Annotated in this window: 17 protein-coding genes; 10 read left to right on the top strand and 7 right to left on the bottom strand. The window is 29.4% G+C overall.

Translation table 11 applies throughout. The features are described from left to right. Positions 1-7 precede the first annotated feature (7 nt). The 3 genes from ACMC9J_RS02180 to ACMC9J_RS02170 are packed head-to-tail and all read right to left on the bottom strand — an operon-like array spanning position 8 to position 3,631. A complete protein-coding gene (locus tag ACMC9J_RS02180; RefSeq protein WP_019264680.1) occupies positions 8-913 on the bottom strand; it encodes a cation diffusion facilitator family transporter in 906 nt (301 codons plus the stop codon). Further along, the gene (locus tag ACMC9J_RS02175) at positions 913-2,028 is read right to left on the bottom strand and encodes a pyridoxal phosphate-dependent aminotransferase (RefSeq protein WP_427003481.1); all 1,116 of its coding nucleotides are present in this window, start codon (positions 2,026-2,028) and stop codon (positions 913-915) included. The genes ACMC9J_RS02180 and ACMC9J_RS02175 overlap by 1 nt, the downstream gene beginning before the upstream one ends. Before the next feature lie 40 nt (positions 2,029-2,068). Further along, positions 2,069-3,631 carry a radical SAM protein gene (locus ACMC9J_RS02170; RefSeq protein ID WP_427003480.1) on the bottom strand — a complete coding sequence of 521 codons (1,563 nt, stop codon included), beginning with the start codon at positions 3,629-3,631 and terminating at the stop codon, positions 2,069-2,071. Between the two features lie 533 nt (positions 3,632-4,164). Here ACMC9J_RS02170 and ACMC9J_RS02165 point away from each other — a divergent pair. The 4 genes from ACMC9J_RS02165 to fwdF all read left to right on the top strand — a co-directional run bounded on the left by ACMC9J_RS02165 (position 4,165) and on the right by fwdF (position 9,415). Further along, positions 4,165-7,503 carry an Ig-like domain-containing protein gene (locus ACMC9J_RS02165; protein WP_427003479.1) on the top strand — a complete coding sequence of 1,113 codons (3,339 nt, stop codon included), beginning with the start codon at positions 4,165-4,167 and terminating at the stop codon, positions 7,501-7,503. Positions 7,504-7,630: 127 nt separating this feature from the next. Next, positions 7,631-8,089 (top strand): phosphopantetheine adenylyltransferase, encoded by a 459-nt coding sequence (locus tag ACMC9J_RS02160; RefSeq protein WP_250415904.1) that lies wholly within the window; start codon positions 7,631-7,633, stop codon positions 8,087-8,089. Between the two features lie 117 nt (positions 8,090-8,206). Then, entirely contained in the window at positions 8,207-8,398 is a 192-nt protein-coding gene (locus ACMC9J_RS02155) for a 4Fe-4S binding protein (RefSeq protein WP_250415905.1), read from the top strand. A 9-nt stretch (positions 8,399-8,407) separates the two neighbouring features. Beyond that, entirely contained in the window at positions 8,408-9,415 is a 1,008-nt protein-coding gene (gene fwdF / locus ACMC9J_RS02150; protein ID WP_427003478.1) for a tungsten-dependent formylmethanofuran dehydrogenase subunit FwdF, read from the top strand. Between the two features lie 25 nt (positions 9,416-9,440). Here fwdF and ACMC9J_RS02145 read toward each other — a convergent pair whose 3' ends face one another. Both ACMC9J_RS02145 and ACMC9J_RS02140 read right to left on the bottom strand, forming a co-directional pair. Continuing rightward, positions 9,441-9,614 carry a class III signal peptide-containing protein gene (locus tag ACMC9J_RS02145; RefSeq protein ID WP_019266566.1) on the bottom strand — a complete coding sequence of 58 codons (174 nt, stop codon included), beginning with the start codon at positions 9,612-9,614 and terminating at the stop codon, positions 9,441-9,443. Positions 9,615-9,617: 3 nt separating this feature from the next. Further along, a complete protein-coding gene (locus tag ACMC9J_RS02140) occupies positions 9,618-9,827 on the bottom strand; it encodes a class III signal peptide-containing protein (protein ID WP_019266565.1) in 210 nt (69 codons plus the stop codon). 183 nt (positions 9,828-10,010) lie between these two features. On the opposite strand from ACMC9J_RS02140, the gene ACMC9J_RS02135 reads away from it, so the two are divergent. Both ACMC9J_RS02135 and ACMC9J_RS02130 read left to right on the top strand, forming a co-directional pair. After that, a complete protein-coding gene (locus tag ACMC9J_RS02135) occupies positions 10,011-11,135 on the top strand; it encodes a hypothetical protein (protein ID WP_427003477.1) in 1,125 nt (374 codons plus the stop codon). Between the two features lie 12 nt (positions 11,136-11,147). Beyond that, on the top strand, positions 11,148-11,867 hold the full coding sequence (locus tag ACMC9J_RS02130; protein WP_019264673.1) for a metal-dependent hydrolase: 720 nt from the start codon (positions 11,148-11,150) through the stop codon (positions 11,865-11,867). Here ACMC9J_RS02130 and rqcH read toward each other — a convergent pair. Further along, positions 11,864-13,870, bottom strand: a complete 2,007-nt coding sequence (rqcH, locus tag ACMC9J_RS02125; protein ID WP_427003476.1) for a ribosome rescue protein RqcH — start codon at positions 13,868-13,870, stop codon at positions 11,864-11,866. The genes ACMC9J_RS02130 and rqcH overlap by 4 nt on opposite strands. Before the next feature lie 88 nt (positions 13,871-13,958). Between rqcH and ACMC9J_RS02120 the strand changes: the two genes are divergently transcribed. Further along, on the top strand, positions 13,959-14,231 hold the full coding sequence (locus tag ACMC9J_RS02120; protein ID WP_019264671.1) for a hypothetical protein: 273 nt from the start codon (positions 13,959-13,961) through the stop codon (positions 14,229-14,231). On the opposite strand, the gene ACMC9J_RS02115 is transcribed toward ACMC9J_RS02120, so the two are convergent. Continuing rightward, positions 14,226-16,046 carry a DUF2070 family protein gene (locus ACMC9J_RS02115; RefSeq protein WP_427003475.1) on the bottom strand — a complete coding sequence of 607 codons (1,821 nt, stop codon included), beginning with the start codon at positions 16,044-16,046 and terminating at the stop codon, positions 14,226-14,228. The genes ACMC9J_RS02120 and ACMC9J_RS02115 overlap by 6 nt on opposite strands. Positions 16,047-16,227: 181 nt before the next feature. Here ACMC9J_RS02115 and ACMC9J_RS02110 point away from each other — a divergent pair, with 181 nt between their 5' ends. The 3 genes from ACMC9J_RS02110 (at position 16,228) to ACMC9J_RS02100 (ending at position 20,959) form a co-directional block, all read left to right on the top strand. Beyond that, positions 16,228-17,202 carry a helix-turn-helix domain-containing protein gene (locus tag ACMC9J_RS02110; protein WP_427003474.1) on the top strand — a complete coding sequence of 325 codons (975 nt, stop codon included), beginning with the start codon at positions 16,228-16,230 and terminating at the stop codon, positions 17,200-17,202. Between the two features lie 221 nt (positions 17,203-17,423). Next, a complete protein-coding gene (locus ACMC9J_RS02105; RefSeq protein ID WP_427003473.1) occupies positions 17,424-19,214 on the top strand; it encodes an ABC transporter ATP-binding protein in 1,791 nt (596 codons plus the stop codon). Further along, the gene (locus tag ACMC9J_RS02100; protein WP_427003472.1) at positions 19,214-20,959 is read left to right on the top strand and encodes an ABC transporter ATP-binding protein; all 1,746 of its coding nucleotides are present in this window, start codon (positions 19,214-19,216) and stop codon (positions 20,957-20,959) included. Before ACMC9J_RS02105 ends, ACMC9J_RS02100 begins: the two co-directional genes overlap by 1 nt. Positions 20,960-20,995: the final 36 nt, after the last annotated feature.

The following is a 20,995-nucleotide window of genomic DNA, read 5'->3' as shown; positions in this document are numbered from 1 at the left end:
TTTTAATTTATTTATCTATTTCTTGCTTATGATCATATTTTATTCCTGCAGGACAGGCATGTATTGTTACTGATTTTACTAATGGAACTTTTTTAAGCACATTGTTTTGAGCTCTATGGACTATTTTATGGGATTCTTTTAATGTCATATTTTCATCAAGTTCAATATGCAATGAAACAACGGAATATGACCCTAAATATTCTACTTTGATATTATGTGCTCCCTGTACTTGAGGAGTTTTAATAGCTGCTTTTTCAATATCTTTAATTAATTTTTTAGAAGGTATTTTTCCCATGATATTGTCTATATTCTCTTTTCCAATAGTATATGCAGTTTTTAAAATAAATAATCCTATAATAAGACCTATAATCGGATCAATTATTGGGTATCCACTATTTGATGCAAAAACTCCAACTAAAATAGCTATTGATGAGAAGATGTCTACTTTTTGGTGATTTCCATCTGCCACAATAGCAGGGCTTCTTATTTTTTTTCCAAGTGCAATAATATATCTGCTTATACAAAGATTAACTCCAATTCCAATTAATGCCATAATTGCAGCAAGATAACTTGGGGTTGTTATAAGTTCAGGGTGGAATATTTTGGTTATAGCTCCAGTCATGATTTCATAAGCTACCATAGTTAAAAATAATACAATTATAAGTCCTGCAATAGCTTCAGCACGACCATGTCCTAAAGGATGTTCTTCATCAGCCGGTTTTTGACCTATTCTAAATCCAAGATATGCAATTATGGAAGTTGCAACATCTGATAAAGTATGTGCTCCTTCAGAGATTAATGCATAACTTCCAGACATTATTCCAATTGCAATATTAAAAATAGTAAGAAAAGTATTTGATCCTATTCCGACAATCGCTGCTTTTGTTCCGCCTTTGGTTCTAAATTCATCCATTAATTAACACCTTTTTCTAAAATATCCATAGCTTTAACTATATTTTCATAAGAGTTTGCATAAGACATTCTCACATGATTTTTACCATTTTGTCCAAATGCAACACCTGGAACGGTTATAACTCCATTTTCAGCGGATTTTTTAACAAATTCTTCAGGATTTTCAATTTTTGGAAATACATAAAAAGCACCTTGTGCATTTACAGTTTTATATCCCATTTTATTTAATCTGGATACAATCAAGTCTCTTCTCTTTTTAAATTCATTAACCATTTTGTTAACTGTATCTTGAGGTCCTGTTAATGCTTCATAAGCTCCTCTTTGGGCTGTTGAGTTAGCACATGCCATATTATATTGGTGAATTTTAAGCAGTTCTTCCAAATATTCTTCTTTTGCATTTAAATAACCTATTCTAAGGCCAGTCATTGCATATGTTTTTGAAAATCCGTTTATGGTTATTACATTATCACTATATGCTGCAGGGGAATAGTGTTTTTTATCATAGATGATTTTTTCATAGATTTCATCAGATATAATTAAGAAATCGTGGTCTATAGATAAATCTGCAATAGCTTTAATATCTTCTTTATCCATCACTGCTCCAGTTGGGTTTGAGGGTGAATTTAAAATTATAGCTTTAGTATTTTTGTTTATTTTTTCCTGAACATCGCTTGCTTTTAATTTAAATTCATTTTCCATTTCACAATTAACTCCAACAACTTTTCCATCAGCTAACTTTATACAGGCTTCATATGACAGGAAACTTGGGTCTGGTAAAATTACCTCATCATTTTTATCAATAAATGCCTGTGCACACATATATAATGCTTCACTAGCTCCTGCAGTAACTATTATGTTTTCAGGATTTGTATTTATATTGTTGTCCTTTTTGAATTTTTGAGTGATGGCTTCTCTTAATTCAATATAACCTTTATTTGGAGTATAATGTGTTTCATTATTTTTTATTGATTGTTCCATAGCTAATTTAATGTTTTCAGGAACGTCAAAGTCAGGTTCTCCGATTCCTAAATTTATAGCAGTAGGATTTGTAACTTCAAACATTTTTCTTATCTGGGATAATTCAATTGTACTGGTTCTTTTTGCAGGATTTATCATATTTTTTCCTCACTAAGTATTATTATTTATTATATTATTTTTAATTTAAAAATTTTTTCTGGTTGCATGGTCCACAGTTATAACATGGAGAATCTCCACACCATGGGGTTTGCTTTTTTGTTTTTAATCTTCTGTTTTCTGTTTTTAAAAAATTAGATTTAATTCCAATATCAATTTTAGACCAAGGTAGTTCATCATTGATATTATAATTTGGCAAGTAACTCTGCCATTCTTTCAATGTTACCTCTTCTGTTAAAGATTTTTCAATAAGTGCACCAACTTCCCTATTTCCACAAGATAATATATATTGAATCAACCCTTTTTTCGGACTTTCGAATTTAACATTATATTTCCTTAATTTCTTTTTTAAATATCTTGTTTTTGATTTAATGTCTTTAAAATTATAAAATTCCCATTGTAATGGAGTTTGAGGTTTTGGAATAATTGGATTGATACTAAATTTCATGTATTTTCTATTTTTATGCATATTTGCTATTTTTTCAATATAGTTAGCTAACTCTTCTATATCTTCTTTACTTTCATAGGGAATTCCAATTAAAAAGTATAATTTAATATTAAAATCAAGTTCAACTGCATTTTTTATTACGGAAAATATTTTTTCATCAGAAATATTTTTATTAATCCTTTCACGTAGTTTTGAAATAGACTCTGGAGCAATTGTAATGCTTTTTAAACCACTTTTTTTTAAAGTTTCTAAAGTTTTTCTACTAAGTGAGTCTATACGTAGAGATGGTGTGGCTATTTGAAAGTCTTCACTTTCAAGAGCTTTTGTAAGACCTTCTAAATCATAATAATCTCCAACAGCAGCTCCAATTAATGTTATTTTATTTAAATTAGTATTTTCTCGTGTTTTTATTGCTATGTTAACTAATTCTTCTATTTTAGTTTCTCTTAATGGTCTGTAAAGATAGCTGGACATGCAGAATCTACAACCTCTTGTACATCCTCTTGAAACATTTAGCATAATTGAATCACTAAACACAGTTTTATAAGCTTCTTCATCAGTTTTAGTAATGATTGGATGTGTTATATGGTATGCATTTTTCATATCATCTATGAGAGCTATTTTTGTATTGTTGTTAAATTTGGGGATGTATACTCCGGGAATATCTAAAAAATTATCTAAATTTTTATTTTCCAGGTATTTATCTAAAAATTTATTTATAGTAACTTCTCCTTCGCCAATTATAAACACATCAATATAATCTGATAATGGCATTGGATTTGCAGTTGCACAAGGACCTCCAGCTATTATTAAAGGATCATTTTCACTTCTGTCTTTTCTTTTAAGGGGAATTTCAGATTGTTTAATCATTTCCAAAACATTAAAATAATCTTCTTCAAATTGCAGGGAAAAACTGATTATATCAAAGTGTTTCATAGGAGTATTTGACTCAATAGATTTAGTATTGGGATAAATGATTCGTTCACACCATGTGTCTTGCCTTTCATTAATTAAATTATATAATATATTATAGCCTAATGATGACATAGCTGTTTTATAGATGTTCGGATATGCAAGTCCAAATCTTAAATCTATGTTTTTATGGTTTTTTTGGAAAATATTTTTTTCATAAATCATGGAATCAACTATGAAATTTTTAGGTTTTTTTGGAAAATTTACTTATTTTTTAAATATTTGACTTAAATTCATTATTTTATAATTATTGGATTGTATCGTTGTATTTTTCATTATAAAAATAAATTTTCAATGTATTTTCTATTTAAAACTTCAATTGAATTAGATTTTAAATATGCTACTTGGTTATATGTAAGATTTATTTTTCATTGTGTGTTTAATTTTTGAATTTAAATTGAAGATAGTTTATCCTTTTTTTACTTATTTCAATATTATTTGTTTTTAATTTAAATTTTATAAAACTTTTAATTATTTTTTCACGGATTTAGCTAATTTAAATGGGTTTTTTTATCAATGAAGTTGTAAAAACATTTATATAATAATAGATTCTAAATCTATAATTACTCATTATGAATACTATATGTTAGTATAATATAATATTTTTATTAAAATTTTCGTAATGAGAACTAAGAGGTGGAAAAATTTCAAAGATAAATAAAGCATTGTTTATTTCAGTTATATGTGCATTCTTCCTGATGTTAGGATCTGTATGTGCTGTGGATTTAAACAATGTTTCTGATATCGAAAATTCAAACTTGATACAAGATGATAATCAATTATCTTATCAAAATTTAGAAGTTTCTAGTAATGGATCTATCTCAGATAATTATTCTTATAACTCTAATATTGATTATTCCAATAGTGGAGTAATTCGATCTAATTATGAGAATAATAATGTTATAGAATTACAACAGATTTCAGATAATAGTGTTATTTCTGAAGCTCAAAGTTCTCTTTCAAATACTACTTTAAGTGGTCATAATACAACTTTGTACTTTAAAAATGGCACTACTTATGATGTAAAATTAACTGATATTACTGGTAAAGCATTATCTAATCAAACTGTATCATTTTTAATAAATGGTAAACTTTATAATCGTACTACTGGTAGTGATGGTGTTGCATCTATGAATATTAACTTGGCTGTTGGTAAGTATAATATTACAGCAAGTTATGCAGGTTCTTCATTGTATGGAGGTTCTTCAGTTACAAATTTAGTTGAAGTATTATCTACAATATCTGCAAATGATGTTGTGAAGTTCTATAGAAATGGTACTCAATATTATGCAAAATTTGTTGACGGAAATGGAAACCCATTAATTAATACAGAAGTTAGATTTAATATTAATGGTGTTTTTTATACTCGTAATACTAATAATAGTGGTATAGCTAATTTAAGCATAGCTTTAAATCCTAATAAATATATATTGACAGCAATCCATCCTAATGGTGAAATGTCTGCTAATAATATTACTGTTTTATCTACTATTAATGGTAGTGATATAACTAAATACTTTAGGAATGGTACTCAATTTTATGCAACTTTTTATGATGCTATGGGTAATCCATTAATTAATGAAACTGTTAGGTTTAATATTAATGGTGTTATCTATGAAAAAAGAACAAATAATAAGGGTACTGCAAATTTAACTATTTCACTTTATCCGGGTAGTTATATATTAACTGCTTATCATCCTAATGGTGAATCACATGGTTATAATATTAATGTATTATCTACTTTGATAGATAATAATAATATTACTATGTATTATAGGGATGGTACTGCATTTACTATTAAGGTCATTGATGGTCAAGGTAAACCTTTAGCAAATACTACTGTTAGGTTTAATATTAATGGTGTGTTCTATGATAAGGTTACTGATGAAAATGGTATTGCAAAGTTAGGTATCAGACTTTATCCAAATAATTATATTATTACAAGTAGTTATAATGGTCTTGAGGTATCTAATAATATTGGTGTTAGCAGTTCAAATACTACTATAATTGGTAAAGATGCATATATTATTATAAATAGTATTAATAGTAATTATACTGTAACATTAGTTGATATAAAAGGAAATCCAATTGAAAATCAAACAGTTTACTTTAAATATAATAATAAAGAAGTAACTGCCACTACTGATGAAAATGGTAATGCTACTATCACTATTTCTAATTTAGAAAAAGGTGATTATAATGTAACTTATGGCTTTAATGGAGTTATAGGTTATTATCCTTCTAAGTCAAGTAGCATACTTCATGTTATAAATTCAACTACTATATTAACTGGTAATGATGTAAGCATGGTTTATAATGATGGTTCTAAATTTAGAGTTACATTAACAGATTTAAATGGTAAACCTTTAGCTAATAAAATCATTACTTTCTTAATTAATGGTGTTGCTTATAATCGTACAACTGATTCAAATGGTGTAGCAAGTATAGATATTAGATTATATCCTGGAAATTATGTAATTTCTTATTATTATTCTAATAAAGGTGCTTTAGATTATAATGATGGATCAAACAATGTTGTTGTTGCTAAACAAACTTTAAATATTAAAGGAAATGATTTGGTGATGTTACCAAACGACGGTTCTGCTTTTGAAGTTGCAATCACTGATAAAGATAAAAACCCCGTTAAAGACATTGCTGTTCTATTTACAGTCTCTGGAGTTACATATACTAAATATACTGATCAATCAGGTATTGCTAAATTAAACATTAATCTTAATGTAGGTTATTACAAGATTTCATATGCAATAAATGATACTCTCTGTAAAGGGTCTGGTTCAAATATGATTTTGGTTAACGGAACTATACTTGCTGCAGATGATATTAACATGAATGTAGGAACTAGTGGAAATTTCAATGTTAAATTAACTGATGCTAAAAATAATCCAATTAATGGAGCAACTATTAAGTTCTATTATAATGGTATTACTAAAACTGCAATTACTAACAGTGGAGGTATAGCTACAATAACTATTGATTCTTTAGAAAAAGGTGATTATCCAATAGCTTATTATTATTATCCTACAATTGGAGGTAATTACTCAAACAGTGGACAAGCATATATTCATGTGTTTGGAAATATCTCAATTGTAAATATAATTGATGCATCTAAAGTTGTAAAATCATTTATTGAATCAGAGGGTAAATTACCAGATTCTGTTTTAATTAATGGTGAAAGTTATACTTTGGCTCAATTTTTATATCTTGCAGCTATAGCAACTGTAAATATAAATAATGGTGATTTAAGCGATTTAAATTCTAAAGATGCAACTAACCCGTCTAACTACACCAAGTGTGCTAATTTAGGTAATTTGGTAGATTATATTAGTGTTGCACAAGCTATTATAGATTATGTAAATGCTAATGGTAAAGCTCCAGAATCCATATCCTCTAGTGTAGGAACTGTAACTTTTGATGGTTTGGTATATGCATTTGCTCGTGTTGTTGCGTTTTATGGTAATAATCAACAGTTACCTGCTTATGTTGCTATTAAGTCAATAGATTCTGACTCTTCTCAATTTGTAATCAATAGAGTCAATGTAAAAGCTACTGAAAGTGAATTAGCGAATATTGATAAATATTTGCAGGCTACTGCTAATTGTCAAGTTGATGACCCTACAATTGTTGCTTTAGCTCAAAAATTAACTGCAGGACTATCAACACCAACACAAAAAGCTAGTGCAATACTTGATTATGTTATTGATAATATAGCATATTCTAGTTATTATGATACTAGCCGTGGTGCTAAAAAAACTTTAACTGATAAAAGAGGTAACTGCTGTGACCAGGCTCATTTAGTTATAGCATTATTTAGAGCAGCAGATCTTCCAGCAAGATATGTTCATGGAACATGTACTTTTTCAAGCGGACCTATAGGTCATGTTTGGGCACAAGTTTTAATTGATGGTACTTGGGTAGTTGCTGATCCAGTAAGTTCTAGAAACTCATTAGGAGTAGTAAATAATTGGAATATTAATACATTTACTTTTAAGAATTATTATATTTCTTTACCATTCTAATTTTTACTATTTCTTTTTTTTATTTTTCTTTATATTCTTTTTTTTAGTTATAACTAATTTTTTAATCGCTAATATTTTATAATAGTTTATATAAAATTATATTAGCAAACTAATTTAGGACAATATTATGGATCATAAAAAATATAAGAAAATAGCTGTTGGAGGAACTTTTGATAAGTTTCATGATGGTCATAAAAAGTTACTTACAACTGCTTTTGAGTTAGGTGAAAAAGTTGAAATTGGTGTAACTTCTAATGCTTTTGGTGGTCTTAAGGGGGATATTGACTCTTGTGAAGATCGGATGAAATGTCTTAAAGAATTTTTTGATGATAAATTAAATTATACTGTCATGGTTTTGGATGATGCATATGGAACTACTGTTTTTGATGAGGAATTTGATGCAATTGTAGTTAGTGAAGAAACTGAACCAGTAGCAGTTGAAATTAATGAAATTAGAGATTCTAAAGGAATGTCTCCATTAGATATTGTTGTTGTTAGCTTTGTTTTAGCAGATGATGGTCATCCTATTTCGTCTACACGAATTAGGAGTGGTGAAATTAATAAAAAAGGAAATATTTTAAGATAGTATTTTATTATTAAATTAAATCGACATGTTTATATATGCATTTCGACAATGTATTAATTGATATTAAAATATTATTTTTTCATAAAATAATTTTCATATCAAATTTGAGGTGGTTATATGGCAGTAAAAATAGATTCAGATCTCTGTGGTCACATTGAAAATTGTCCAGTACAAGGTTTATGTGTAAAGATTTGTGAACAAGGTGCTCTCATCGAAGAAGATGGCGATGTAACTGTTGTCCCTGAAAAATGTGATGACTGTGACCTTTGTATTCAAAACTGTCCTAATCAAGCTATATCTAAAGCATGAGGGATTTTAATGTTTAATGTTGAGAGGAGCGGGGAAGAAACCCGTAAGTTATCACATAACAATGATAGGTGTGTAGGTTGTGGAATTTGTACTGATGTGTGTCCAACATCTTCTTTAAGGTTAGGACCTATTGTACCAATTGCACGTGGTTTAATTGAAATGGATTTAGTTTCTGTAACTCCTAATACTTGTGTTTTATGCGGATTATGTTCTGTTGCATGTCCATTTGATGCTTTATCATTAACCATTAATGGTGAAGATATTAAAGAAACAGGAAATTATCCGGTATGGGAAGTTGAATCAGAAATTAATGATGATGATTGTATATATTGTGGAAGATGTTATTCTGTTTGTCCTAGAGACACTATATTGTTTAAAAGAGAGTTGCCATCTAGAGAAGATTTAGTTATTGGTGAAATTAGTGTCGATGAGGATAAATGTGTTTACTGCAGTATCTGTTCAGAAATGTGTCCTGCAGGAGCTATTAGTTTAACTAATAATCCAGAGTTCTCTAATGATTGTCTTAACAACACTATTGAGATAGATACTTCTAAATGTATTTACTGTGGTGTTTGTAAGAGAGCTTGTCCTCAAGATGCAATTAAAGCAGTATGTTCAACATGTATGTTCCAAGATCAAATTAAAGCTCCTGAAATTAATGGTACAGCATCCATTCTTAAAGATGACTGTGTAAACTGTTCCTGGTGTAAGGAAGTTTGTCCTGTTGATACAATTAATGTAACTAAACCATTTGAAGGAACTTTAAAATTAGTTGAAACAGAAGAAGCAATATGTAAAGGGGATGCTTGTCACGCATGTCAAGATGTTTGTCCATGTGATGCAGTAGAAATTATTGACAATAAAGCGGTTACTAATTTAGATTACTGTAATTTATGTGGTGCTTGTGTCAATGCATGTCCACAAAACATTAGAGAAGTTACAAGAACTTCAATGAAATTAGATAATATCAATTCAGAGTCTTGGAAAGATATTTTAACTTCTAATCTTTTAAGTTAGAAAGAGAGATTTCATACTCTCTTTTCTAAATTTTATTTATTAAAAAGTTTCGTTCTTTTGTTATTACTGTTTTTAGTTTATTTTGAGTAGTACTTGTTATGTTGGAGATATAAGTTCCAATGAATAGTATTATTATAATTAAACCTCCAACAATTAAAATTAATTCGGCACTACTTTGTCCTTTGTTGTCTGTTTTCATTTTTTATCCTAATATGCTGTTGTTTTCACGAACTGTTGTTCTAACCTCGGATATATCATCTTTTACTTTTAAATTGTTATCACTTGTTTGCATATATGATTTGTATATGGTTAAAGCAAAAATAGCTATAACTATCACTCCTCCAAACAGTAATATGTATTCTGCTGCGCCTTGTCCTGATTTTTCATTGTTGATTTTTTTTAAAATTTTCATATTTTCACCAGTAGTAATACTTATTTTTCATATTATATTAATATTACTATTTTTATAAAAATTATTATCCTATCTTTTTTTCTATATTTCTCTTAAAAAACAGCATTTTTATCAACATCTTTATTAACTCTATTATACAAAGTTTAATTAATAGAATGGTTATAATTATTAATAGGTGAGATAGTGGGAAACACATTGAAATTAATTTCAGGTTTTATTTTATTTGTAGTTGGGGTTCTCATAATATATGAGGCAAATGTTTATAATTTGATAGACATTCTGCTAGTTGTTGGTTTTATTATTGCAATAGTTGGTATAATCATGATTATCAGTTATTTTGTTGATGCTAATGCTGATAGAACATCTTCTATCGTTAAAGAATTTTTAGAATCTAATGATATTAGAGCTCCATCATTTAATAAAAATTCTGATACATTTAATGGTCCTTTAAAAATTAGAGATACTTTTGATAATTATTATGAAGATGACCTTCCAGAATATGAAGAAGAGTACTATGAAGAAACTCCTGACGAATACTTTGATTTTAATCAGGAAGATAACTCTAAAGCAGTTTTAAGAGTTCATAATGATAAATCCACAACTAATTTCGGTAATAATCTTAAATTCACTCCAAATTATGATAAACCTTTAAAAATCACTAGAAAACCTAAAAAACGTTCCCATAATTACGCTCAAAATGGATATGATAAGTCTGAAGAAATTAAAAGGGCACTACGTCAAGATGATGATTATATAAAAAATGATACATTCGTTCCACCTAAACCTAGAAAAATTACTGAACCAAGAAATATTAAAATAGATGTTAATCATCCTGAAAGTTTGCCTGTTCCTAAGTTGCTTAGAAGCTTTGTTGTTTATGGGGATGGCTTAATAACTTCCAGTGAAGCATTTGATAAACTGGCTACTGATGTAAATAAAGAGATAATGCTGGAAATCCCATCTTTAAATGATTTGTCTGACAGGTTTTTATCACATGTTCCAACAATTTATTCAAGAGTAATTATCAATGATTTTGATGTATCGGATATGTCTTATATGATTTTAGTTTCTTCACTTCTTAAACAAGGAGTACAAATTAAAACAGTTCCTCAAGTACATTCAATTAACTTGATTACTGATGATGATTATGCTATGATTATTTCTAAAGGTAGTGGTAACAGTGATGTGGAATATGGTGCTATTTATGAAGATAGGAAATCTATTTCAGAAATTAGAAATAGCTTTGAGAAAACATGGGATATTGCAGCAAATTTAGATGAAAATTTAGTTGCAGATTATATGAAATAGAGGTTGATTCAAATGGAAATTAGATGGTTAGGTCATTCAGCTTTTGAAATAATAACTGATGAGGGTTTAAATATTTTAATTGACCCTTTTATTAGTAACAATCCTGCTTGTCAAATACCTGTTGAAGAATTTAATCCGGATATTATATTGGTTACTCATGGTCATTCTGATCATTTAGGTGATGCAATGGAACTGTCCAATAAAAATAATGTTCCTGTAGCAGCAATTCATGAAATTTCTTTATTTTTATCAAAACAGGGAATTAACAATATTGGTGTAAATATTGGGGGATCATTCATATATCGAGGAGTTAAATTCACTATGCTTGATGCTAAACATTCTTCAGTATTGGACATTGTTGAAGAACCGCTTCCTGCTGGAGATGCAGCCAGTTTTTTAATAACTCTTGAAGACGGAACTAAACTCTTCCATGCAGGAGATACTGGATTATTTGGGGATATGAAAACAATTATTGGTGAAATTTATAAACCGGATATTGCATTGCTTCCAATTGGGGATAAGTTTACAATGGGTCCTTTTGAAGCAGCATTAGCTACAAGATGGATTGATCCAAAAGTAGCTCTTCCAATGCATTATAATACATTTCCACCAATTGAACAGGACCCATCTATTTATGCTAACTTTGTTAGTCAGTTAAATCCGAATATTGATGTGGTTATTTTAAATCCTGGTGAATATTTTGAATATAATCCTGAAAATTATCAGGATTAATTTTTTTCATATTTTTTTCTTAAGTGATATTCTTCGTCAATATCGCATTTTCCAGATGGCAACACTCTGATTATATCATCTAAAGTTATTAAGTCATCTTCGTTTATTTCATGAAGTATTTTTTTAGCTATTGCTGTTTTTTTAGTATATCCTGGTTTTAACACAATAAAGTTGTCACAATGTGCTTCTAAAGCATCAACAGGACCTGCCATTAATCTTTTTCCTTCATAATCAACGATTCCAATAGCAATTCTTACTTTTGCACTGCGGATATAATTACGATTTCCTCTTATTACAAATGATCCTTTAGGCAGAAATTCTCCGGTTTCTGGTGTTTTTGTAACCTGCTCTGGGTTAACCCAAAATACATCCTGTGTTGTGAAACCTTTTGACCAAGCAGTTGAAAATGATGCTGCAAACTCTCCAGATTCTTTAAGGATACTGTCATTTATTTTACTGCCATCTAGTTTTATCACTGTTGATGTTGCTCCATGTATATCTGCATGTAAATATATGTCGTTATTGTCCATATATTTTTTTACAACAGCTTCATTAGTGCCTGCATCTCTTCCTCCGATTACTAAAACATTGTCTGAAGTTACAAACCATCTTAATTTCTCATACCATTTAAGATTTTTCTTAACTCTCTTTTTAGGAATTGATATGTGTTCCATAGCTACTTCTTTTTTAGCTTTGATTTTTTCAAGTTGCTTTTTAGTATTTTCAATAGCTATTTCAGCACCTTTTGTTTTCTTTTTAGCTTTTTTAGCTTTTTCATAGTAAATTTCAGCATTTTCAGGAATAGTTAATTTTGGATCAATGTTTATTGAAGTTTCATTTAGTTTAAGTGTTAAAACACCCATTTTATCAATGGATTCAAAGATTTCTGCTTCTTTCAAACCATTTTTTTTAGCTTCTTTCAGAGTTTTTCCAATTTCTTTGTAAGAATAATCTTTACTTATAGCATCATTCACTACTTTTACTAAATTTTCTATGGCAGTATAATTAGAATAAATTACTTCTCCTTTATGTTGGCTAGTTTCAATTGTTTTATGGAAATTATCAAGTGTTTCTTCCTGTAGCTTCAACCTTTTTTCGAATTTGTTTACCTTTTTATTCCATGCAGCTTCTTTAATATTTTTAATATCATTATTTACCTTTTTGGAATAAAATTCATCACAGGCTTCATTAAAGTTATCGAAGTATGTTTTTTCAAATCCGTCATAGTTTATCAAATCAAAAGCAACTACATCTTCGTTATTGTCTTTTTTAACAATTTGGGGTTTGAAATGTTCTTCTTGCAGGTTATCAAACAATAAATGAATTGCTTTATTTAAGTTAGCTATTTGACTTTCACTTAAATCAGCTGAAGGAGTGTGTTTGTCAATTTCCTCAAATTCATTAGCCCTTTTAATAATTTCTTCAGCATATAAGCTTCCTAAATTGTTCATAGCTAATGTTCTAACTAAATCTTTGTCAGAATTAGCAAACAATTCTTTTAATTCACTTTCACTTGTATGGATAGGGTCAATTCCTCTTTTTTCAGGAAACTGGTATTCTTTTTTAGAACTGATGTCCCTATCACTGAAACGTTTTCTTTTAAGAGGCAATATAATGTTTGCATCTTCGTCTAAAAGAATAATATTTCCTTTATCAAATAATTCAACAACAATTGTATAATATTTGTCTTTTTTAACTTTAATTTCAATAATTCTATCAAAATTGTGCTGAGTTATACTAACTACATTAGCTCCTTTTATCCTTTTTCTTAAAAGCATAGGGAAAACAGGAGGATTGATAGGATTTTCAAGAGGATATTTACTTGTATGAATTCTTTTACCGCATTCCATTACAAGATCAATCCTTCCGGTTCCTGCTACATGAAATCTCATTACAACAATATCTTTAGTTGGTTGAAATGATTTGTCTACTCTTGCACCGGTTAATAAATTATTTAATTCATCAGTTATTGTAAAAATGTCTACATTAGACATAGGTTTCATTGTTTACACCTTTTATTATAAATATCAATAGTTTAATATAGTATAATTAATAATAATTATATTTATTTAATTTTTTCGGAGGAAATAAATGGACACTACAATTAAAATAACAAGTCTTCATTTAGTAGTTGGTATCATTACAGGTATTATCTCTACTGGATTTACATTAAGCTGGTTTGGAATTAAAAATGATGTTTTTGCAACAGCACTTGCATTTATTATATTATATTTTGTTGGGCAATTTGCTCAAAAACAATTTGGAGATGAAATCTCCGGTTTTTCCCAATGGTTATGGGATGGAATAATGCCTTTCCTTGTTGGATGGATTATGACATATACTTTATTGGTGGCATATTTATAAACCACCATAAAATATCCAAATAAATACAATTACTAATGCAGTAATTAATAAAACTGGAGCTATAATTTTACTAACTGCAACAATTGAACTGATTGTTGATATTAACTCTGTTGAATTATTGGGGCCGAATGTATTAAGGTTTTTAATTCTTTTTGTTCCAGTTCCAACTTCAACTTCTTCTAAATCTTTTATAGCTTCATTAATACTGGTTTTTACATATTCAATAATTTCATCTCTTTTTACAATTCCAATTGGATTATATCCTCTTGATATTGTGTTAACTGTATGGGTATCAGTTGTCATTACTTCTATTTCATCAATATCCAAATCTTTTGTAGCTTCAATTATTTCTTGTCTAAATCCAATTTCCATATTGTTTGAATCAAATAGGACATATGCAGTTCTCTGATTAGCCACTTCTACAATCATGGTTTTAATACCGCTTTCACCAACACCCTCATTTTTATTTAAATCACTCATTGTGTCTTCATAACATCCTATTTTCAGATTGTCTCTTTGCTGATTACATTGAATTTTATCAATAACATCAATTAATTGGAATACTTCTTCATTTCCAGGCAGAACTTCTCCACTTTCTGGAGCAAAGGAATTGTGACAGTCTACAATGACAGAATCTTTAACATTACATTTGCTTTTACTTTGAGTCATCATTGTAAGACCTACACCAAATTCAATATCATCACTGTCATTTGGTGCAAATGTACTTAAAATAACCATACCTTTATTAAAGAATTGCACTCCGATGTTTGCTTTTTCTGAGTTGTATCTGGTAAAAATACTTGCATCTTTTGTGTATTCAATTTCTTCCAATCCTTCTTTTATTGCATTTTCTATTTTGTCAATTTCAGTTGTTCTAACTGGATTGAAGTCATGAGTTGAAGGTCCGTGAGCTACCATAGTAAAATGGTCAAACTTATTTGCAAGTATTGTTGGCATATTTGAACCACCTAAATCTCCTAGAGGTCCCGGATGAACAAACGGTGAAACAAATAATGATTTTATCCCATTTTTCCCTTTGAAACTAATAAATGTAACCATTGTTTCAACAGTTTCACTCATGTTTTCAAATAATGATTCAAGAGAGTTGGATCCTTCATTCATATGAGCAATAAACAGACTAAGCAAATCCAGCATTCCAATACCAAGATTTTTCTTTAAAGGAGATCCGGCTATTGTAATAAATGAGTAAATAGCTAATATGAAAATAATACTTGCTATTATTACTTTTATTGTCATTTGAATTAAATCAGAACCTAAAAAGCTAGTGTCAGTTACTAAAAAAGTAATTAAAACATACATGGCCAATATAATCAATGGTTGGATTATTCCGACAGTTGCTGCTTTTGTAAAACTGATTTTGGACGTTGTCCAAAATACTAAAGTATTGACTCCGTAAATCAGAACACATCCGAATAATAATGAATTCAAAAAGAGGTCTGTTTCAAAAAAGTGTGTAAGAATTCCACCAATTATTAAAAGAATGCAGATAATAGTCATAGAAAGTGCTGATAAAAACATGGAATGTTTGATTTTTAAGTTAATACCATGTAAGCCACTTACAATTTGCTGATTAACTCCTCCACCAATTATTGAACTGATTCCAAGTATTATTAAGCTGAATAATCCTCCTAAAATAATATTCTCTATTATACCAAGTTCTGGACTTGGATTAATTATAAAGTAGACTGCTCCTGATATGAAGCTTATAATAAACATAGCCATTATTGATTTTTCAGTTTTGGGCAAGGTTGTAATATATTTAGATAGTCCGGCAACACTACTCATACTTGACATGGTAATTTATCCTATTTTTTTTGTTTTATACTCATATAAAAGTTGGTCCTAACAAATATATTAAATTTGTCAAAATAGAAAACATTTTACTAATCGACCAGAGCATATTTTATTTAATTAAAATTTTGTTACGGCAGTATATTAAATTTAACATTGATTAGTTAATGTGGTGTATGTTGAAATGTTTTATATCAGGGCAGATATAATTAAAGGCATGAATGAAAATCTTTTTGAATTATTTGGTGATGTGTTTGTCACTGACTTTTCTATAACTGGAGACGACTATAAAAGAATCATTGATTTGGGTGAATATGGGCAGTTTGAAACATATTCATTATTTCCAGGAATCGTTTTAGCATTTATTGACATTAATTTGCAAAATCATGAAAAAATATATGTTGAAGAAAAAATTTCTTCAAGATTGCTTATGATAAATCATTGTTTGGACGGTAGATATGCTTATAGTGTTGGTGATAATGAAATAATTTATTTTGGAAAAGGAGATTTGTGCATTAATGTTTATGATATGACAAAAACATGTTCTGACTTTCCATTAGAATTTTATAATGGTTTGGAGATTTTCATTGATGTTGATATGGCTAATGATTATGTTAAGCAGTATATTCCTGATTTTGACTTGATTGAATTTTATGAAATTCTGAAAAAATCTCATGGATATGTATTGCTTCGTTCAAATAATAAAATTGACCATGTTATCGGTGAATTGTACCATGTTGACAATAGAATTAAATTATCTTATTTTAAATTAAAATGTCTTGAATTGTTATTGTTTTTTTCGATTACAAACTTTGATGTTCATGAAAATATTTCACTTACCAAGCAGCAGGTTAAAATTGTTGATGATGTAAAAAATGAGCTGATTAATGATTTGGAAAGTAAAATTACTATAGATGAACTTGCAGATAATTATGGCATCAGCAAAACGACTTTAAAAAATTGTTTTAAAAAAGTTCACGGCAAACCTATTTTTAAATGGAGAAAGGAATATAAACTGGGATATGCCTGCAAACTAATCGAAGAGGGTTCATATACAATTTCGGATATATCAAAAATGGTGGGTTATTCATCACCTTCGAAATTCACTCAGGCATTTAAAGAATATATCGGTTGCACTCCGTCAGAGTATAAAAAATAGATTTTGTCTTTTTGGTATATTTATTGTCTTTTTAGTTCAAAAATATTTATATATTTAATTAAATAATACTTTATAGTAAATATTAGGTTATCTAGTTATTTTTAATTAAAATACATTAAATTATTTCTTAATTGTTTTTTTAGAATATTTTTAGTGTTTTGTCCTTTCAGATTAATTTTAAATTTTTAGGTAAACCTAAATTATTATTTGAGGCGATAACAATGCCAGAAACTCAAAATAAAAATAAATTTATTAGATTATTGAATTACTCGGGTAATTATAAATATTTGACAATTATAGGTATGTTTTTATCAGCTTTAAGTGCAATATGTTTATTGGTTCCGTTTATTTATATATGGGATGTGGTCAATGCCCTATTGGCGGTTGCCCCTGATTTTACAAAAGCCCAAAACTTGGATGTTTATGCGATAAATGCATTTACATTTGCAATACTGGGGATAACTTTAAACTTTTTTGGTCTGATGGGTACGCACTTGTCTGCATTTAAAAATGAGAAAAACATGAAAGATGCAGCTATAAACCATTTACTTAAGCTACCTTTAGGTTATTTTTCAAACCATACAAGTGGAGGTCTTAGAAAGATAATTGATTACAGTACTGCAAAAACTGAAGTATTCCTTGCCCATCAATTGTTTGATTTAACAGGAGCTATCGTAACTCCAATAGTATTTTTAATTTTGTTATTTAGTTTTGATTGGCTTTTAGGGTTAATCTGTTTGATTCCAATCATATTGTGTTTTGTATTTATGTATCCTATGTTTTCAAAAGAATCCCGAAATAGTATGGAAAAATACGAGAAATATTTGGAGGAAATGAACGGGGAAGCAGTAGAATATGTAAGAGGAATTCCAGTTACAAAAGCATTTCAACAAAGTATTTACTCATTTAAAAACTTTATCAATGCCATTAAAAACTACGGGAAATTTTCGGCAGAATATTCTATGTCAACTCACATTCCGATGACTGCATTTACAGTATCCATCAACGGATTTTTTGCATTGTTAATTCCTGCAGGAATACTGCTTGCAGGATCAGTTGTAGATGTAAAATTCTTTGCAAACTTCATGTTTTACATTATTTTCACACCAATCTGCGCTGTAATGATGATGAAAATAATGACAGTTTCACAGGATTGGATGTTGGCAAGTTGTGCTTTAGACAGTATAGAAGCTATTCTAAATGAATGCCCTTTAGTTGACCCAATAAATCCTCAAAAACCTAAAAATCATTCAATAGAGTTTGAAGGGGTTTATTTTGATTATGAAAATGTTGATGGTGATGAACATATTTTAAATGATGTGAATTTAAAAATTAATGAAAATGAAACTGTTGCATTAGTTGGCCCTTCTGGAGGGGGCAAAACCACAATTGCATCATTAATTCCAAGATTTTGGGATGTTAATCAGGGTTCAATTAAAGTTGGGGATGTTGATGTAAGAGATATTTCAACAAAGGAATTGATGGAAAATATTTCTTTCGTATTCCAGAATACAACATTATTTAAAGATTCAATTTACAATAATGTCGCAATTGGTCGTAAGGGAGCATCAAGAGAGGATGTTAAAAAAGCATTGAGCTTAACCCAATGTGATGATATTATTGATGAGCTTCCAGATGGAATAGATACTGTAATAGGAAGTGAAGGAACATATCTTTCAGGAGGTCAACAGCAAAGGATTGCACTTGCAAGAGCGGTTCTTAAGGATGCTCCAATAATTATTTTGGATGAGGCAACTGCACTTGCAGATCCAGAAAATGAATACCTGATTCAAAAAGCAATTTCAGAAATTACTAAAGACAAAACAGTCATTATGATTGCACACAGATTGTCTTCAGTTAAAAATGTAGACAAAATTTATGTGGTTGAAAATGGAAGAATTGTTGAAGAGGGCAACCACCATACACTGGTTGATAGTGAAGGCATTTACTCTAGAATGTGGGTTGAATTTAACCAATCAATTCAGTGGAAAGTTAAAAGTGAGGTGATATGATGTTATCTGAGTTTTTTACTAAAAGATTTGGACTTACAAAAGAGGGTTCCGACAATTTGATTAAAGGAATTTTCTATACTGCACTTTTGAATATATCATTTATGTTTCCCGTTTCTTTATATGCATTACTTATTTATCTGTGGGTGGAACAATTAACAGGTGGTGAAATAATTGATCCAAACCTTGGAATATTTATTTTATTGATACTGATTGTTTTAGGAATTATTTTTGCCTTTGCATGGAAGCAGTATCACTTTGTATTCAATACAACATATGTTGAAAGTGGAAACAGAAGAATCAACCTTGGTGAGAATTTAAGGAAACTTCCATTATCCTTTTTTGAAAATAGGGATTTGGCTGATTTGACTGCAACAATAATGAATGATTGTACTGATTTGGAGCATGTTTTCTCACATGCGGTTCCGCAATTGCTGGGTTCAATCATTTCACTATGTATTGTTTCAGTGGGGATGTTCCTATTTGACTGGAGATTGGCTATTGCACTTTTATGGGTAGTCCCTGTTGCATTCATAATCTTATTTATTTCCAAAAGACTTATTTATACTGGTGGAAATAGGGTAATGGCTGATTTGCTTAATTGTGGAGATGCAGTGCAGGAATGTATTGAATCAATTGAGGATTTGAAATCCTACAATTGTGAAGATGAATATTATGGAAAAATTAGCAGTTTAACTTCAACAATTGAAAAATCAAGAATTAATGCTGAATTAATGGCCGCTTCAGGAGTAATAGTTGGAAAAGTTGTATTAAATTTAGGAATTGTATCTGTAATCATTTTAGGTTCGTATTTAATAATAAATTCTCAAATATCAATTTTTACCTTTTTAATATTTTTGATAGCTTCTGCATCAGTTTATTCTCCACTGGAAAACGGATTGATGTTTTTGGCAGAAATATTTATGATGGACAATAAAATCACAAGGGCTCAGGAAATTGAAAGTCTTGTAGTTGAAGGGGGTTCGGATGATTATTCTTTGGACGGTTATGATGTCGAATTTGAAAATGTCAGTTTCAATTACGATGATTTGAAGGATGTTTTAACTGATATTTCATTTACTGCAAAGCAGGGTGAAGTTACAGCTCTTGTAGGGCCGTCCGGCGGAGGTAAAAGTACAGTTTCAAAGCTTGCAGCAAGATTTTGGGATCCTGTATCAGGTATAGTATCACTTGGAGGTCAGGATTTATCCAAATTGGACTCAGAAAAGCTTCTGGAAAACTTTTCAATTGTTTTTCAGGATGTAATATTGTTCAACAATTCAATTTTGGAAAATATTCGTGTTGGAAGAAAAGATGCAACTGATGAAGAAGTGATTGAAGCAGCCCGTCTTGCAGAATGTGAAGAGTTTGTCTTTAAACTTCCAAATGGATATGATACTGTAATTGGTGAAAACGGTGAGTTGCTCTCAGGCGGTCAAAGACAAAGAATTTCAATTGCAAGGGCACTTCTAAAAGATGCAAATGTAATTTTATTGGATGAAGCAACTTCATTTTTAGATGTTGAAAATGAATCTAAAATCCAAAAGGCATTGTCTGAATTGATTAAAAACAAAACAGTCATCATCATTGCCCATAGGATGAGAACAATAGCCAATGCTAATAAAATTGTCGTTTTAGATGGCGGCAAAATTGTGGAGCAGGGAAAGCCTGAAAAACTAATTGCAGGTGATGGTTTGTTTAAAAAGATGGTTGATTTACAGAACTTAAGTGGAGAATGGCAAATTTAGGTTCTCCGAATTATTTTCATTAGTATAATATAAAAT

It is taken from the genome of Methanobrevibacter intestini, from assembly GCF_047402955.1.
Taxonomy (GTDB): domain Archaea; phylum Methanobacteriota; class Methanobacteria; order Methanobacteriales; family Methanobacteriaceae; genus Methanocatella; species Methanocatella intestini.
The sequence above is the reverse complement of the archived record's forward strand: the minus strand, read 5'-3'. Positions and strand labels throughout refer to the sequence as shown.